Origin of the sequence: Kangiella sp. HZ709 (assembly GCF_009674675.1) — a bacterium.
GTDB lineage: Bacteria > Pseudomonadota > Gammaproteobacteria > Enterobacterales > Kangiellaceae > Kangiella.
On sequence record NZ_WKJC01000001.1, the window covers coordinates 809,826 to 826,951 of the forward strand.

A 17,126-nucleotide genomic window follows, 5' to 3' on the forward strand; every position below is an offset into this window, starting at 1 on the left:
ACTTATTGAGCGATAATTATGCCACTTAATCTTGCTGTGTTGCTTAAATGAATAGTCAACTATCTCCACTTAAAACTATTGATATTAAGTTAGCTTCTCCGGAAGTGTCTTTTTATTGCTCACGCTCAACCAAGCAAATCCATGCTGGCGGGATATACCTTATTGGATTTGAGTTCGATGGCACTGCCTGCTTTAGAAAAGGCACCAGACTTGGTCCAAATGCACTACGTGCTGTTTCCGATGGTATTGAGTCTTACTCGCCCTATTTGAATGAGGATTTAGCGGACTTTAGATTCTACGATCTTGGCAATCTCAATATCACAGATTATCCCATTACCACTGAGGCTAATCCTACCGAGCAAAAGCTTATTGAAGCTCAATGGCAAAGTGCGACAAACGATTTTGAAACGCTTTTTCAAGATATTAATCTAGGCAGGGATCAGGTAAAAGTCATGACCTTAGGCGGCGAGCACTCCATCTCTTTTGCCCCTATTAGTAAATACCTATCGGACTTTGAAGATTTAGTGGTGATTCATCTGGATGCTCATGCGGATTTGCGTGATGGATACCTTGGCCACCATTACTCTCATGCTTCAATTATTAGACGAGTTCTTGAGCGGTTTTCTAGTCAACATGAATTAATTCAATACGGTATTCGCTCAGGAACAAAAGCCGAGTACGAGTGGATGAAAAATCATGATACGTTAGTGGCAAGTCGTCAGCAGTTTTTGCAAAAGATAGAAAGCATTGCAGCTGAACGTCCGATTTATCTGACTTTAGATTTAGACTTTTTTGATCCCAGCTTTTTCCCAGGCACTGGTACCCCTGAGCCTGGAGGTGAAGACTTTCACTCTTTTGTCAGTTTATGCAAAATTTTGATGAATAAAAATTTGGTCGGCTGTGATGTTGTTGAGTTATCGCCGGAGCTAGATAGCTCTGGTAACAGCAGTGTTTTTGCCGCCAAAGTTGTTAGAGAATTGTTGATGTGTCTTAAAGGTAAAATACATGAGTAACTGGACTACACAAGACTCAGAAAACCTATACAAGGTTCAACGTTGGGGAAATGGTTATTTTAAAATTGGAGATGATGGTAATTTAAAAGTCACGCCTAAATTAGATGAGCCCAATCTACAAATTGATCTCCCTGAAGTTCTGAAAGAAATGCACGCCGACGGAATCCAATTTCCAGCAGTTATCCGCTTTCATGACATACTTCGCTCACAAGTAAAAACCCTCAACGAAACTTTTCGACGCGTCATTACTGAAGCAGGCTATGAAAATAGCTACATGGGGGTTTATCCCATCAAAGTGAACCAAATGCGTGAGGTGATTGAAGAAATAGTGGATGCTGGCCGCCCTTACCATTATGGATTAGAAGCCGGTTCAAAAGCCGAATTAATGGCAGCATTGGCCTACAATACCAATAGGCGCTCATTAACCATTTTAAATGGCTACAAGGACGATGAATACCTGCGTTTAGCTTTGCTTGGACGCAAAATGAATCGCAAAATCGTCGTTGTCATTGAAAAGTTCAGCGAGTTAATTCGACTCATCAAGTTGTCAAAAGAGCTTGGGGTAGAACCCATCATTGGGCTTAGAGTTAAAATGATGGTTAAAGGCCGCGGTAAGTGGGAGCATTCTTCAGGAGAGCGAGCAAAATTTGGCTTAAGCATAGCAGAAATCTTAAAGGCGGTAGACCTATTACAACAAGAAGATATGTTGCATCTGACGGAGCTACTGCACTTCCATATCGGTAGTCAATTAACCGATATACGATCGGTAAAAGAAGCTGTGCAAGAAGCGTCTTTAATTTATAGCAAACTGTATCAAAATGGCGTTCCTTTACAATACATTGATGTTGGTGGTGGCCTTGCTATCGACTATGACGGCTCTCAATCTACCAATGACTCATCTCGTAATTATTCTTTAGATGAATATGTTTCTGACATTGTTTACGGCTTTAAACAAACCTGTGAATTACAAAATGTTCCTCATCCGATTATCGTCAGCGAATCAGGAAGAGCCATTACCGCTCACCACTCTTGCGTTTTAACCAAGGTCATAGGTGAAATTAAACGCACAGGGGTAGATTACAATACAGATCCTTTGCCTGATGAGCATATCCTTGTCACTAACTTACGGGATTTAAATAACCTTTTGGATGAAGACAGTGATAACTGCCAAGAAGTTTATAACGATGCTGGTCAGATAAAAGAACAAGCCATGAATGGTTTTAAACTCGGCGTTTTAACCTTAGACGAACTAGCAAAAACAGAAACCCTTTATTGGCAGCTACTCACTCGCATTGATGCAATTTCACACCAGCTAGAATTTATCCCCGAAGAGCTAAAAGAAATTTCCGAAAGCTTGTCCTCACAATATTTAAGCAACTTTTCAGTATTTCAATCGGCTGCCGACTCCTGGGCTATCGATCAAGTATTACCGATTGTTCCTATTACTCGGCTTGATGAAGAACCAACCAAGCAATGTTCATTAGTTGATATCACTTGTGATTCGGATGGTAAAATTGATAAGTTCATCGGCGACGAAAGTGAGCCTATTGCAAAGAATATAGCCTTACACTCTTTGAAAGCAGATGAGGATTATTTCTTGGGTATATTTTTAACGGGTGCCTATCAAGATGTGATGGGCGATATGCACAACTTATTTGGTCGCCTGAATGAAGTTCATATTTTTAGCTATGACGACGACCCTAAAGATTTCTACATCGAAGAAGTGGTTAAAGGCTCTTCTGCCAACCAAGTTCTTTCAACCATGCAATACAATCCAGAAATCATGGCGCAACTGGTTAAAAAACAAATCGATAAACAAATTCGTAAAGGTCGTATTGCTCCTCGTGAAGGTGTCAAACTTATCGATTTCTATGAAGAAAGCTTATCCTCATATACTTATTTAAAAAGTTAGGCTTAGATCTCGCTGTAAGTTTCGTTGGGAGAAGTATCTACGCTATTAGGTAGCAAATGCACTAAGTATAAATCTGACAATGGAGATTGTATTTATCTGACTAATAGCTCCCCAAATTAACTTAATTGCCCACTGATAAAGCCAGCTTAGCTCTAATACTTTATAAGTTCTTTACAAACTCTATCTCCATTGTGTTGTTTTCTCATTGATTAAATAAGAGCATTTCGGCCCAATTATCAACAAAAAATATAAAGTGATTACAAAAGAAGCATCATTATCATTTTTTTAAATATAACTATAATTCCAATCTCGATTGAATAGTAAATACAGGATTTGATTATGGAATACAGAGGTTATAAGACATTTAAAACTAGTAGTGACAACGGTGTACTAACGGTTACTTTTGATTTTGGCTCAGTTAACGTACAAGGCCAGGAAATGCTGGCTGATTTAAATAGCCTTGCAATGAGGTTGGAGCGAGATAGAGACACTAAGGTAGTTGTGTTCCAATCTGCCAATCCAGAAATTTGGGTGTGCCATTATGACACTGAATTACTCAAGCATATGTCAACAGAAGCTGTCTCTCGTGATGAAGCACAACTGTTAGATCTGCAATCGGTTTGTGAGCGGATCAGTAAAGTACCGCAAGCGACTATTGCTAAGTTAGAAGGTTTTGCTCGAGGCGGTGGCCATGAACTAGCCCTTGCTTTAGACATGAGATTTGCTGCTCGTGGTAAGTTTAAGTTTATGCAAATGGAAGTTGGCATGGGGATCTTGCCTTGTGGCGGCGGAGCTTCTCGCATGGCAAGACAAGCAGGTCTGGGACGCGCACTTGAAATCATTCTTAGCGCTCGTGACTTTGATGCAGACGAGGCAGAAGCTTACGGCACTATCAACAAAGCATTAGAGCCTGATGAAATCGGAGAGTATGTAGACACCTTAGCCAAACGTATTGCTCAATTCCCAGCTGAGTCTATCAATGCTTGTAAGCAAGCCGTATACGAGTCAATTGATAAACCAATTGATGAGGCTTTAAAAGCTGAAGCTTATTGGCTATATCAAGCTACTAGTAAGACTCCTGCCATAAAGCGCTTCACTATCGCCGATGAGCAAGGACTTGAACACGATATTGAGAATCAAAGAAACTGGAATGAACTAGTTATGAAGGTTCAAGAAATTAACTAAGATCTAGAATATCAATTAAACGCTGTGGGATTATTCTCACAGCGTTATTGCAGGAACTTTGAATGACAAACATGGCTATCACATCCAAGTTTCAATCTTTAAACAACGGCTATAACTCCGTGTTTAAAGCTAATGAATTGAGCGTTGGGTTAGTTGTACCAATAGAGCAATATGAATCTAACTCTGTTCCCAGCATGAAGCGTCACTTGGAAAGAGTTAAACTTGCCGAGGAGTTAGGTTTTTCTTCAGTATGGCTAAGGGATGTGCCTTTCAATGTGCCTAGTTTTGGTGATGCTGGTCAGCCTTATGATCCTTTTGTTTACCTAGGATACCTAGCCGGGCAAACCAGCAAAATAGCACTTGGGGTCGCCAGTATTGTACTACCTCTGAGACACCCAGCTCATGTCGCAAAATCAGCAGCAAGCGTGGATGAGTTATCTAGTGGTCGTTTGATCCTTGGCATAGCTTCTGGAGATCGCCCAAATGAGTACCCAGCAACCAATTTTAATTATCATAATCGTGGTGAGCGCTTTAGGGATAGCTTTGAATACATAAGGAATATGAAGGACAGCAATCCACGTTTTACGAACCAATATGGCTCCTTAAATGGCGATATCGATATGCTCCCTAAACCTGTTAGTGAACAACTCCCACTGCTTATTACAGGAGGCAGCCAGCAAAGTGTTGAGTGGATTGCCCAAAATGGGAATGGATGGATGCTTTATCCTAGACCCGCTGATTTACAGAAAAAAATCATCAGTAAATGGAGAGAGTTCATTGAAATAAAACAGGCTTATCAAAAACCAGTTATGGAACCACTCTATGTGGACATATCAAAAAATCCTGATGAAACGCCTACTCCTATTCATTTAGGCTTACGACTTGGAACCAAGCATCTAGCCAACTATTTAAGATCAAGAAGGGACATAGGTGTTAATCATGTCGCACTTAACTTAAGATTTAACAAGCAAGATTCTGAAGAAACAATGCAGCAGATAGCTTCAGAAGTTTTGCCTCAATTATCATAAAGGAAAAGCAATGAGTAAAACTATTTTAATCACTGGCGCTACAGATGGAATTGGCTTTGAAACTGCTAAGAAATTAGTAAAGCTTGGCCATACTATATTGTTACACGGTCGGAGCTCAGAAAAGTTAGCTACTGTAGAAGCAGAGTTATCCTCTTTGGGTAAAGTAGAAACTTACATAGCTGATCTTTCTGACTTAGCAGAGGTTACCAATTTGTCTGAAGCAATTAAAGCCAATCATAAGTCACTTGATGTAGTTTTAAATAATGCAGGGGTTTTAAATTCACCAAAAGCTACGGCCAAAAACGGGTTTGATATTCGTTTCGTGGTGAATACTCTGTCACCTTACCTATTAACAAAAAATTTAATGCCACTGCTAAATGCTGAGTCTCGTATTATTAATCTATCTTCTGCAGCTCAGTCTCCCGTTGATTTACCAGCACTGAAAGGAGAAAAAGGCGTTAACGATAACATGAGTGCTTATGCACAAAGCAAGCTAGCCATAACGATGTGGTCAAATGCTTTAGCCAATGTATTGGGCCCATTTGGGCCACAGGTTGTTTCGGTTAATCCAGGTTCATTACTTGCAAGTAAAATGGTTAAAGAGGGTTTTGGAATAGAAGGCAAAGACTTAAGTATCGGTGCTGATGTCTTAGTTCGCGCGGCTGTATCTTTAGAGTTTGAAAATGCTTCAGGAAAATACTTCGATAACGATTTAGGTAGATTTGGAGAGCCTCATCCGGACGCGTTAGATAGTGAGAAGTGCCTTAACTTAGTAAAACAATTAGATTCGATATTAGAGTTCAATTAACTTACCTGAGACTCCCAATAGGGAGTCTCACCAAAAAACTCAACCATATAATCGATAAAGCTTCTAACCTTAGGGGCCAATAGTCTTGAACTAGGATAAAGCATCCAAACATCCACTTCCGACACTAAAGGATAGTCTTTTAATAGCTGTACTAACTCACCCTTGTTCAACTGCTCATATGCACACCAAATAGAGCAAATGGTTATTCCAACGCCTTCGAGACAAGCATCCCTAATGGACTCACCATTATCAACCACTAAAGAAGGTTTGGTCTTAATTTTAATTTGCTCACCCATCGGATCTTCAAACGACCAAGTATCTATGGAAGTAAGGTTTATACAGTGATGCTCCAATAAATCTTCAGGCTTTTCTGGTGATCCATACTTTTCGATATACTCAGGGGAAGCACAGATCACTCGCTTATCATTGGCAATTTTACGAGCTATAAATGAAGAGTCATTTAACTTCGCATTTCTTATCGCGATATCAAAGCCACCCTCAACCATATCTACCACTCGATCACTTAAGCTTAAATCCACTTTTAAGTCGGGATATTTTTCTAGAAAGCCTTTTAGAGCTGGAATGATATGCATTCGACCAAAGGAAGCTGAGGCAGCTACTCTTAACGTTCCTCTTGGCAGAATACTTCCTGAGCCTACCGCCGCTTTAGCTGCATCAATGCTGGCGATAACTTCTTCAGCATGGGGCAACAAAGCTAAGCCCTCTTCCGTTAATGACACTTTTCGAGTTGTTCGGTGCAGTAACTTAACTCCAACCTCATTCTCGAGCTTATTGATATAGGAGCTGGATACCGCGGCCGACAAGCCTAATTCTTTACCTGCTTGGCTTATGTTATGAGTAGCAGCAATTCGAACAAACAATTTTAAATGCTCAATATTCATTATCAATAAAATCTATATTTTAAATATAGTTATCAGCATATTATCAATGATGACATTGGTAAATATAATTTAATACATTAATTCGAACCCATAAATACGCAAAGGGGTATTTAATATGAAAGCCATGGTCATTAATGCATTTGGAGATAGCTCTCAATTTACAGCAGCTGAAGTATCAAAGCCTAAAGTAGAATCGGGACACCTTGTTATCAAAGTAGCAGCAACCAGTGTTAACACGGTCGATACGATGATCAGACAAATGGGGACTAACTTACCTTTCGCTCCAGAACTACCAGCGATATTAGGAATGGATTTTGCAGGAACCGTAGTTGAAGTTGGTGAAGGTGTTAATGAGTTCAATATTGGTGATGAAGTTTATGGCTGTGCAGGTGGTTTAGCTGATCTTAAAGGCACTTTAGCTGAATACATGCTAGCTGATGCTAAGCTAGTCGCCCACAAGCCCAAGACGTTATCCATGAAAGAAGCAGCAGCACTACCCCTAGTTGGAATTACGGCTTACGAAGGTTTGATCCGCGCAGGAGTTGGTGAAGGTCAAAAAGTGCTTGTCCATGGTGGCTCTGGAGGCGTAGGGCACATAGCGCTGCAATTGGCGAATTACTTCGGCTCAGATGTGTATTCAACTGGTGGCGGTGCTGAACAAATTTCTGTAATTGAAAAGCTTGGTGCTACAGGAATTAATTATAGAGAAGAATCTGTTCCCGAATACGTTAACAAACATACCAATGGAAATGGCTTTGACTTAGTTTATGACTCAGTTGGCGGGCCAAATATCGCAAATTCTTTTGAAGCAGCTGCTTTGAATGGTCAAGTAGCTACAACAGTTTCTTTAGTTGAAATGGATTTGTCTGTAGCTCATTTCAAAGGCTTGTCGTTACATGTAGTATTTATGTTGATCCCTATGCTGCATAACTATAAAAGAGAAGAACATCAACGCATCCTAACTGAATTAGCCAGAATTGCTGATGAAGGCAAGTTAAAGCCTATAGTGGACAAGGCTGATTTTATGCTTGAAGATATTGGTAAAGCTCAGGATCACTTATCAAGTGGCAAAGCCATTGGTAAAGTGGTGGTATCGGTTATTTGACGTGAGATTATAATGTAGAACGCTATGTGCATTTGCTACCTAATAGCGAGTATCTAAAATAAAGCCCTCAATCGAGGGCTTAGTCTTTTATGAAAGATACTTATCCAGCTGGATAAATATAGCTAGCCTGAATACCTAAAGGAATTCCTAAGCCCCAATAGGCTAATAAGAACAAAGTCCAACCAACCAAAAATACAATTGAGAAAGGTAGCATTAATGAAATCAAGGTGCCAATACCGGTGCCTTTAACATACTTTTGGCAGTAGACCACAACCAATGGGAAGTAAGGCATTAACGGCGTAATAATGTTAGAGCTAGAATCGCCGATACGATAGGCTGCTTGTGTTAAATCTGGAGAGATACCTAATTGCATCAACATAGGAACGAAAATAGGTGCTAATAAAGCCCATTTGCCCGATGCCGAACCTACAAACAAGTTTACAAACGCTGTTAAGAATACAATCCCGACGATAGTCACGGCACTTGGCAATGCTAAAGCTTTCAATGCTTGCGCGCCTTCAATAGCCATTAATGCGCCCAGGTTTGATTTAGCAAAAGCGGCAACGAATAATGCACAGAAGAAAATCATAACCATATAATAAGCCATGCCACCCATAGCTTTACTCATGGCATCAATCATATCTTTAGTTTTCTTAAAGGTACCCACCGTAAAACCGTAAATCATGCCAGGTATCCAGAACAGTAAGAAAATCAGTGGCACAATCGATTGCATTATAGGCGCGCCAAAATCCGCTAATTTGCCATTAGCGCTATTTCTGAAGGGCGAGTCATCTGGATAGAGGACTAAAACCAACAGTGCCAAACCTAGTAGCATGACAAAAGAGGCTAGGTAGAAAGACTTTTTCTCTTTAGAAGTAATCTCATCAAACTTTGGTAAATCATCCGTATCGCCATCCACTGCTGTTTTCTGAAGCCGCGGCTCGATAATTTTATCAGTGATATACCAACCCACTAAAATAATGAAAATACTCGAAATTGAAGTAAAGAAGTAATTATTTAGCGGGTTAACTTCCATTGCCGGCTGAATAATTTGGGCTCCGGTCTGAGTGAAGCCTTGCAACAAAGGATCAATACCTGAGGGAATAAAGTTAGCACTAAAACCACCACTCACACCGGCAAACGCCGCAGCAATGCCTGCTAGTGGATGACGCCCCATGGTATAGAAAATCACACCCGCTAGCGGGATCACCAAAACATAACCCGCATCGGTTGCGGTATGACTGACAATACCCACCAAAATCACTACAGGTGTTAACAGCGCTTTTGGCGTACGTTTAAGCATTAGTTTAATGCCCGTATTGATATAACCCGAGTGCTCAGCTACCCCCACACCCAACATCGCCACTAAAACTACCCCAAGTGGCGCAAAGCCAGTAAAGGTTGTGACCATCGTTGAGAGAAAATTAGCTAAGGCATCGCCCGATAACATATTATTAATTTGGATGGCTTCACCTGTTCTAGGATCAATCGCACTAAAGCTCATGCCCGATAATGCCCAAGATAAAATCCAAATCGATACCAGCGCAAATAAGAAAATAATGGCTGGGTCCGGTAATTTATTGCCGACCCGTTCAATAAAATTTAGGAAGCGAGCGATAGCGCCCTGCTTTTCGGTTGTTGTTGTCATATTCTCTCCTATGAAAAGTCTCCAGCAAAGAGTCTTCTAAAAGCTACATTGTTTATACTGAATTAAGCTCTTTGATACAAGGACAAGAGTGCTAAGTTGTTGAAAAAGAATGAAAAGTATTAAATATTATCGGTTGCAGTCTGTTTTTTAACCATATCGGTAAAATTAACCAGCATCTTTATTAGCACTAATAAAATAATTACCGCTAATTCAAAACCAAATTTGACTACAAATATAGCACCAAGCAATAAAACTACATGTGCAATGATAATGCGTGAATAAGGCTCGACCATTTGTTTAGACGGCTGTTTATTACTCGACTCATGTAAGTAAAATTGAATAGTATCAAAAAGCCAATAAGCCACCATGGCTAACACTGCTAACCACAAGGTTCCATCGATAGATTGCAACCAACTCCATGTCCAATGCCAAATATCCCAAGGCTCTCCATCAAAACTTTTACTAAATATTTCTAGGATAATCATGGCATGGGCGCTAGTAAAAAATCCGTAATGAAAAACAAAAAATACTGCTAAACCTATATTAGAACGCCAGCTTTTTGGCGTAACGCTGAGTTGATCCCCCCCCTTTGACGCTAATATTTTTAGACAATTAAATGCCCCTATCACCGCATTCTCTAACCAAAATAACCAAATAACGATAAAAATATCCCATTGCCACAAGATTACTCCAATCAAAGGTATCAGGTTCAGTGCTAATAATAGTATCAATCGATGGTAATTCACTTTACTCTTCTCTCATTGGTTGCAAGCTTGTATTTCTTTTCTTGAAATATAAATCTTTAGCCCAATCATCTTTTATCATGATACCGATTTTATAACGATAATATGGTTTATTTCTCCGTCTTAGCTATTGCCGCCATCGCCATCTACTGGATTGCCTCCAGTGGTAAACGTAAAGCTAAAAAGCGTCAAACTATTGCTAGCATTCCATTTCCCACTGAATGGCGCAAAATTCTGCGTAAGAATTTACCTTTCTTTTATAAAATACCAGCGGATTTACAATTACAGTTAAAAGATAAGATGCAAATATTCTTATCGGAAAAACAGTTTGTTGGACGCAAAGGCCAAGACATCACTGATGAAGTGCGCGTTACTATAGCTGCCCAAGCTTGTTTATTATTGCTTAATCGAAATACCGATTTTTATCCTTTTTTAAAAACTATTGTGGTTTACCCGGCAGCTTTTATAACTCGCCATGCTCAATTTGACCATAATGGTGTTAAAACACAAGATGCCCGAGTTTTGCTTGGTGAGTCTTGGACCCGTGGGCAAGTCGTATTATCTTGGCGTGATTCAGCAGCAGGTGGTTCAGATTTTGAAGATGGGCATAACCTTGTTATTCACGAATTCGCCCATCAACTCGATGGTGAGTCAGGCGTCACCAATGGCGCACCTCCTCTCAATAAAGAGCAGAATTATCAAGAGTGGTCAAACATACTGTCTGAAGAATTTAAAACTTTACAGTCGCAAGCTCGTAAAAGACAAGACAGTTTTCTTGATAAGTATGGAGCAACTAATCCTGCTGAATTTTTTGCAGTATGCTCTGAAGTGTTTTTTGAAAAGCCTACAGAATTGAAAAAACTGCATCGAGAATTATTCGAGCAACTCAAAAGTTATTACCAAGTCGACCCCTCTCAATGGTAACGCAAACTGTAAGTCTATATTGATAACCTTAAATGCAGCTGAATATCTTTTATTAAAGCACTTGGTACATCATTTTCCCTTGCCAACGGTTGCCACTGAGATACGGCTTGAATCACTTCATCAATGATCTTGTTTATTTTCCGGCGCGTAAACAACGAGCTTATTTTTTCAAATTGATAAAAATCTTCTCGACTAAAATGATCTCTTTTACCATTCAATAACATCCAATGACTATTGACCCACTTGCTTCCAGGCTTATAACTGTAGGCGACATCATAAGCTGGCGCTAACTTCCATTTATGTTTTCCTGCGGTTTGATCTTGCAACATAAAAGAAAAGTTTTTGCTGTGATCGTCATGATTGCGCGCAACGATATTAAACACCATTCTTTTAAATAACTGCATAGCTTCGGTTGCTGATAAATTCAGTTCCCTGGCTACTGAAAATAACTCTTCATAAGAGTAAACACCGGCCTGTTTATAACTGACATGCGCAATACCATTCAAAGTTTGGGTATGTATTCTGTGGTTACCTACTCGATCAAAGCGTTGGGTAATAAAGTGACGACGCTTGCCCTCTTCCAATAACCGACTCGGCATCATCTCGATACCACAACTTTGTGCCATTAAATAATACACATATTCCATGGCACCATAACCTAGCGGATCGCCAAAAGTTTCCTTATTCGATTGGTATTGATTGACCCCATCAAACTTTAATAAGTAATGGGTAAAGCCCTCTGGCACATCGACTTGTCCTGAGCGAACGGTAGTGAAATCCTCATCAAAAGCTAATACTGCTTTAGGTCTTGCGCCACCAGCGCTCATACCCACGGACAATAAAGCGCGCATCGCTTCAGAGTCTTCTTGCCCTGCTTTTGCCAGTTCTACTTGAAACTGCTCACGCTCATCCAGCATCTCTTGCGCAACTTTGACTAATGACGCCAGTTGCAATTCCGTTGAGGCATTCAGCTTTTTTAATTTCGTTGCTGGCGAATAAGTTAAAGCGCCAATGCCACGCTTACCAGTATATTTCAATCTATCGAGTGGCGAAATATCCTTGACCGATCGTCCCTGCGCAATAATCCAACTGTTCAATACCGCATTACCAAAATCGTCTGGCAAAGAATCGGCGAGCAATCCTGGCAGTCCTTTAAAGGCTTCATAATCTAATGTTGGAAAGCTATAAATTTTATTACTCAAAGGCATGCGCAATGGGGCCAGCTCAATACCGATTTTTAAAAAACTCGAAGCATATTCAAAAGATCCAAAGCCGGTATTTTCATCGAAGCTTACCGCTCCTACTTCCTGCCCATGGTATTTAACCAATAAAACATCCATTACCATTTAGCCTTTTCATTAATCTCAGAAGAATCCGAAGAGGAAGCTCGCTTACGCTGCTTACCCTGCATTTTTAGTAACTGCATGGGTGACAAAGATTGCTCAGGAATAAATAGTGATAATTGCTCACTAAAACCTAACTGCATCACTATGATGATAAAAGTATCCAATTGCGACTTACCTTTCTCCGCATTTTTTATCGCATTAAGTGACAAGCCCGTCGCTTCGGATAGTTCTTTCTGTGTGACATTGGCATTTAAGCGAGCTCGCTTAATTCGCCTTCCCAGCTCTTCAGCCACCGCACTAGGCGACATATTTTCAAACATACTCATTCCTCACAAGAAGATCTCAATACAAGTCCTTCAAAACAACATCACAAAAAGCCTTAAGAAGGCTTTTAAATAACTTTAAAGCAATAAAAGCCTTAATTAGGATTTTTATTATACATCAAATCTAATTTTTTTAAACCCGCTAAAGCCCTATAAAGGGCTGTAGCACACCTTTGCAAAGGCTTTGGCCTTCATAAGGCCCCTTAAATGATAGCGTGATAATGTCGTTGCTTAAAATCAGAAGTGTCTATAGTCGCTAAACGTATTGTCCAGCGCAATGGCCTGAGGCCCAAGCCCATTGGAAATTAAAGCCGCCTAAATGTCCCGTGACGTCCAATACTTCGCCAATAAAATATAAGCCTTTAACTTTTGCAGTCTCGAACGTTTTGGAGGAAACTTCATCGGTATCAAGCCCGCCCATGGTCACTTCCGCTGTACGATAACCTTCTGTGCCAGTGGGTTTTAATTGCCATGCTTGCAACGCCGTTGCGACTTGTTGCAGATCGGCATGCGCAATATCAGCAATAGGTTTATGCGCCAATTCTGAAAACCATAGCTGGCTAAGGCGCTCGGCCAAGTTTTTGGTTAATTGATCAGACAATAAATTAACTAGATGGCTTTTAGGTTTATCACTTTGCCATTGCTTGAGCTGCTCAAATAAATCTGTGTCTGGAAATAAATTGATTTCGACCGTATCGCCCGGTTGCCAGAAGGATGAAATCTGTAAAACCGCTGGGCCAGATAAACCGCGGTGAGTGAATAAAATATTCTCTCGAAAAGACTGCCCATTGCAACTAACCAATGAGTCCGCAGAGACACCAGATAGGCCCGTGAACTCTTCTAACATTTTTGGATTAAGAGTAAAAGGCACCAGCGCCGCCCAAGTAGGATATAAACTTAAATCGAATTGTTTAGCTATATCATAACCAAAACCCGTCGCGCCCATGGTCGGGATCGATAAACCGCCAGTGGCAATGACTAATGACTCACAGTGCCACTTACCGTGACTGGTGGTAACTACAAACCCATCCTCGACTTTCTTAACCGACTCTACGGAACGTTTAATTCGAACTTTAGCGCCTTTTTCTTCACACTCAGCCAATAACATATTCACTATGTCTTTAGCTTTATTGTCACAAAACAACTGTCCAAGTTTTTTCTCATGAAAAGGAATCCCATGCTTTTCGACTAACGCAATAAAATCCCATTGAGTATAACGACTTAAAGCTGACTTACAGAAGTGCTCATTGTTGGAAAGGTAATTACTAGGCTCCGCATAATAATTGGTGAAATTACAACGACCACCACCCGACATTAGGATCTTTTTCCCTACCTTATTGGCATGATCAATCACCATTGTCTGACGGCCACGACTAGCAGCGCTAATCCCACACATTAAACCCGCCGCACCAGCGCCAATAATTAATACATCAATGGATTGCAAAAAAGAACCTTATAAATCGTAAAAGTATGAGAATTATAATGGTTAGGGTAACTAACACCAACTAATCATTCACTAACGATATCCCCATGTATGCTATTATTAATTTCGATTTGTACATACTCATCGGCGATACGCTAAGCAATAGATAGGGACTAAATGTTAGATTTTATTAAAGACCTGCTAAAAATAGGCCTTATTACCTTCTTTAAGTTAATAATTGCTTTCATTATTGGAACCGGTGCAGCCGCTATTGTTTGCTGGTATTACAGTATTCCTTTAGCCTTTTCAATCGTCGGAGGTTTCATTGTATTGGGCGTTTGGCTAGCATTAATGTCTGACTCCATTTTTGATTAAGCTATGCAAATTCATTATTTAGAAATTGTAACCTCCAAAGTTGATGAGCTTTGCGCATACTATTCTAAAGTTCACGCTACCTATTTCAATGAGCCAGAAGCAAAACTTGGTTATGCTCGCGTAGCTAGTTTAGAGAATGGCGGAATGATCGGGGTTAGAGCTCAAATGCATGAATCCGAGGAACCTATAGTTAGGCCTTATTTACTAGTAGATGATATTGAAGTGGCTATCGCACAAGCCATCGATGCTGGCGCCCAAATAGCACATCCACCGTTAGAGATTTCTGGCTATGGGCATTTTGCAATATACATTCTTGGTGGTGTTCAACATGGTTTGTGGCAACTCTAATCTATTGTAATAGCTTTAGATCCTTCCAAAGTCTCAACAAAATTAGCACCCATTATTTGAGATGGTGTTGTTGAGCCCGCGTCTACTGGATTTTGCATAAAGTGTTCGACGATGCCTACTGCGCCATAAACCGTTAAGTCATAACCGCTAGCAGTTTCGACTCTTGCCGTGACTTTTTTACCATCAGCATTTACCGCTTCACCCCAAACATAAGTTCTAAGCTGATCACGTTTTTCTTTATTAGGCCCGCGGACTTTTTTATCAATTTGTTTCTTAAGAAAATTTTGTACAAAACCTAAACCCAACAATGGCCTAACATAGTTTAATCGCTTCATTCGCTTTACTAATCGTGGTGAGGCAGGAATATAAGTTTCAATATTAGGGATGCCGGTGCTGTGATAGGCAGTTGAAACATCCCCCCAAGGTATGGTCATAGCCAACTTTTCACCATCGCCAAAATTTATCTTTTGCACGCCATGAGCAAAGCCCACTTTTGTAATAATGCCATCTTTGCGCACGCGACCGCCCTCTTTTAAACCTTCCACTGAAGTTTTTGCGGTTCCCGGACTCAAACCTGAGCGCGAATCAAAACCCAATTGCAGCGAAACAGCATCAGGCAATTCTTGTTTTAAGGTAGCAGCGATACAGTCTGTTGGAATAACATCAAAACCAACACCTGAACATAAAGTAACCCCAGAGTTTTTAGCGGCTTGATTTAATTCATGGCAATCTTCAAACACGCTAATCTCGCCGGTAATATCTAAATAGTGAGTTTGACCTTGCAGGCAAGCTTGCATCATAGGCTTAGCTGTTTGCGAAAATGGTCCTGCGCAGTGTAAAACCAGATCCACATTAGCGACTTCAGAGTTTGTAACTTTAGTATCATTTAAATCAAAAACACAGGACTCTAAATGATATTTATCTGCGATGGCAGTGACTTTTTTAATATCGCGACCTGCAACGATAGGCTTTAGACCTTTTTTTACAGCTTCTTCAACCATTAGCTGACCAGTATAGCCAGTCGCACCATATATCATCCACTTTTGAACCATCGAGAACCTCTATAATATTATGTGTTACTTATCGAAACTGTTAATCGACATTTCTAACCAACATTAGCTAGTCAACCAAGTATCGAGTCATCTTCTTTATTTTGTTGAAGAAAAATTCTGGAAACCAGCGTTTAATTCTATCATGCATTGTTGAGTCTTTATGCGGTATCACTTTAAATCGATTATCCATGACCGATTGGTAAATAATTTTGGCAATATCGTCAGCATTAAGTGGCGACTTGTCCATTAACTTACTAGCGACCTTTTTAACTTTATCTTCATTTGAGCGAAGGTCCTTAAGTAAGTTAGTCCTAAAAAATGAAGGACAAACGACTGAAACACCTACGGGGCTATAAGCCAGCTCTCCTCGAATGGTCTCACTAAAAGAAACCACTGCCGCTTTACTGGCATTATAGGCGCCGGAAGCTGGAGGATTAGCAATCGCGGCAAAAGAAGCAATATTGACCACGTGAGCCCGAGAACATTGCTTTAGATCTTGCGCAAAAGCCTGATAGCCATTAACCACACCAAAGAAGTTAATGTTGAACGCCCAATCTAGAGTAGCTCTATCAACGGTATCAAACTCACCGCCAGCACTAACCCCAGCATTATTTATTAACACGTCGATCCCTTTAAATGACTCAAAAGCTTGTTGACGAAGGGTTGCAAGCTCATCGGTATTAGTGACATCGGCTTTTGCAGCAATCGCTGTTGCCCCCTGTCCTTTAACCTCAGCTAAGGTTTCGTTAACCGACTCTAAGTTGCTATCGGATAACACTAATTGCCAGCCTTGCGTTGCGAACTGGTGAGCTAATGCTTTACCTAAGCCACTGCCAGCACCCGTTATCACCACAGTTTTAAACTCAAACGGCCTGCTTTCTAGTTTACTCAAATTAGCCATCCATCATTAATTTTAGATTTATCATACACAGTATTGGCAATAATGTGAACGATCGTTCATAATATAAATATTAGCCAATCCTATTGAGCG

Annotated in this window: 17 protein-coding genes; 9 read left to right on the forward strand and 8 right to left on the reverse strand. The window is 40.3% G+C overall.

Annotated elements, in window-relative coordinates; translation table 11 throughout:
* The first annotated feature begins 47 nt into the window (after positions 1-47).
* From speB to GJS41_RS03645, 5 genes are all read left to right on the forward strand, one after another.
* A complete protein-coding gene (speB, locus tag GJS41_RS03625) occupies positions 48-1,013 on the forward strand; it encodes an agmatinase (RefSeq protein WP_154245950.1) in 966 nt (321 codons plus the stop codon).
* Positions 1,006-2,925, forward strand: a complete 1,920-nt coding sequence (gene speA, locus GJS41_RS03630; protein ID WP_154245951.1) for a biosynthetic arginine decarboxylase — start codon at positions 1,006-1,008, stop codon at positions 2,923-2,925. Before speB ends, speA begins: the two co-directional genes overlap by 8 nt.
* A gap of 339 nt (positions 2,926-3,264) precedes the next feature.
* Entirely contained in the window at positions 3,265-4,110 is an 846-nt protein-coding gene (locus GJS41_RS03635) for an enoyl-CoA hydratase/isomerase family protein (RefSeq protein ID WP_154245952.1), read from the forward strand.
* A 62-nt stretch (positions 4,111-4,172) separates the two neighbouring features.
* Entirely contained in the window at positions 4,173-5,138 is a 966-nt protein-coding gene (locus GJS41_RS03640; RefSeq protein ID WP_154245953.1) for an LLM class oxidoreductase, read from the forward strand.
* A gap of 10 nt (positions 5,139-5,148) precedes the next feature.
* The gene (locus tag GJS41_RS03645) at positions 5,149-5,946 is read left to right on the forward strand and encodes an SDR family NAD(P)-dependent oxidoreductase (RefSeq protein ID WP_154245954.1); all 798 of its coding nucleotides are present in this window, start codon (positions 5,149-5,151) and stop codon (positions 5,944-5,946) included.
* On the opposite strand, the gene GJS41_RS03650 is transcribed toward GJS41_RS03645, so the two are convergent.
* Entirely contained in the window at positions 5,943-6,848 is a 906-nt protein-coding gene (locus tag GJS41_RS03650; protein WP_154245955.1) for a LysR family transcriptional regulator, read from the reverse strand. The genes GJS41_RS03645 and GJS41_RS03650 overlap by 4 nt on opposite strands.
* A 115-nt stretch (positions 6,849-6,963) precedes the next feature.
* On the opposite strand from GJS41_RS03650, the gene GJS41_RS03655 reads away from it, so the two are divergent.
* The gene (locus GJS41_RS03655; protein ID WP_154245956.1) at positions 6,964-7,953 is read left to right on the forward strand and encodes a zinc-dependent alcohol dehydrogenase family protein; all 990 of its coding nucleotides are present in this window, start codon (positions 6,964-6,966) and stop codon (positions 7,951-7,953) included.
* A 100-nt stretch (positions 7,954-8,053) separates the two neighbouring features.
* Here GJS41_RS03655 and GJS41_RS03660 read toward each other — a convergent pair whose 3' ends face one another.
* Complete coding sequence (locus GJS41_RS03660; RefSeq protein ID WP_154245957.1) at positions 8,054-9,601, reverse strand: AbgT family transporter; 1,548 nt, start codon at positions 9,599-9,601, stop codon at positions 8,054-8,056.
* 119 nt (positions 9,602-9,720) lie between these two features.
* Entirely contained in the window at positions 9,721-10,347 is a 627-nt protein-coding gene (locus GJS41_RS03665) for a DUF6498-containing protein (protein WP_154245958.1), read from the reverse strand.
* Between the two features lie 102 nt (positions 10,348-10,449).
* Here GJS41_RS03665 and GJS41_RS03670 point away from each other — a divergent pair, with 102 nt between their 5' ends.
* Positions 10,450-11,268, forward strand: a complete 819-nt coding sequence (locus GJS41_RS03670) for a zinc-dependent peptidase (protein WP_154245959.1) — start codon at positions 10,450-10,452, stop codon at positions 11,266-11,268.
* Positions 11,269-11,282: 14 nt separating this feature from the next.
* On the opposite strand, the gene GJS41_RS03675 is transcribed toward GJS41_RS03670, so the two are convergent.
* The 3 genes from GJS41_RS03675 to GJS41_RS03685 form a co-directional block, all read right to left on the reverse strand.
* A complete protein-coding gene (locus GJS41_RS03675; RefSeq protein ID WP_154245960.1) occupies positions 11,283-12,614 on the reverse strand; it encodes a type II toxin-antitoxin system HipA family toxin in 1,332 nt (443 codons plus the stop codon).
* A complete protein-coding gene (locus GJS41_RS03680) occupies positions 12,608-12,934 on the reverse strand; it encodes a helix-turn-helix domain-containing protein (protein ID WP_154245961.1) in 327 nt (108 codons plus the stop codon). The genes GJS41_RS03675 and GJS41_RS03680 overlap by 7 nt, the downstream gene beginning before the upstream one ends.
* Positions 12,935-13,193: 259 nt before the next feature.
* A complete protein-coding gene (locus tag GJS41_RS03685) occupies positions 13,194-14,381 on the reverse strand; it encodes an NAD(P)/FAD-dependent oxidoreductase (RefSeq protein WP_154245962.1) in 1,188 nt (395 codons plus the stop codon).
* Positions 14,382-14,537: 156 nt separating this feature from the next.
* On the opposite strand from GJS41_RS03685, the gene GJS41_RS03690 reads away from it, so the two are divergent.
* Entirely contained in the window at positions 14,538-14,735 is a 198-nt protein-coding gene (locus tag GJS41_RS03690; RefSeq protein WP_154245963.1) for a hypothetical protein, read from the forward strand.
* A gap of 3 nt (positions 14,736-14,738) precedes the next feature.
* Positions 14,739-15,083 (forward strand): VOC family protein, encoded by a 345-nt coding sequence (locus GJS41_RS03695; RefSeq protein WP_154245964.1) that lies wholly within the window; start codon positions 14,739-14,741, stop codon positions 15,081-15,083.
* Here GJS41_RS03695 and GJS41_RS03700 read toward each other — a convergent pair.
* Both GJS41_RS03700 and GJS41_RS03705 read right to left on the reverse strand, forming a co-directional pair.
* Positions 15,080-16,135, reverse strand: coding sequence for a trans-acting enoyl reductase family protein (locus GJS41_RS03700; RefSeq protein WP_154245965.1), 1,056 nt, complete (start codon positions 16,133-16,135; stop codon positions 15,080-15,082). The two genes, GJS41_RS03695 and GJS41_RS03700, sit on opposite strands and share 4 nt — an antisense overlap.
* 67 nt (positions 16,136-16,202) lie before the next feature.
* A complete protein-coding gene (locus GJS41_RS03705; RefSeq protein ID WP_195758333.1) occupies positions 16,203-17,027 on the reverse strand; it encodes an SDR family NAD(P)-dependent oxidoreductase in 825 nt (274 codons plus the stop codon).
* Between the last annotated feature and the right edge of the window lie 99 nt (positions 17,028-17,126).